Genomic DNA, 237 nt, shown 5'->3' with positions numbered 1-237 from the left:
ATCAAAGACTGTCTTTTTCTCATATCCAAGGGATTTTCGACCGTTTTTCTGTAAGAGTTCAAACAGACGAAGGAAAATTTTTGATACTTATTGGGTGTCTTTTTGTTTAGCTTCATATAATAAGTACAGATGATCTTGAATCATATAAATTGATTTATATTAACTTAATTCTTTTTTTTTTTTCTGTAGTAACAGATGTCTCATTTTGAACATATTGGAAGAACAAATAAAAATAGA

Annotated in this window: 1 pseudogene; it reads right to left on the bottom strand. The window is 27.0% G+C overall.

From position 1 onward, the window contains the following. Window positions 1–237 (bottom strand): annotated as a pseudogene (locus tag JDS98_RS29875) (IS4 family transposase); the annotation flags it as partial.

The organism is Bacillus cereus group sp. N11 (assembly GCF_016483605.1).
GTDB classification, from domain to species: Bacteria; Bacillota; Bacilli; order Bacillales; family Bacillaceae_G; genus Bacillus_A; species Bacillus_A toyonensis.
This window is presented reverse-complemented; position numbering and strand designations above follow the sequence as displayed.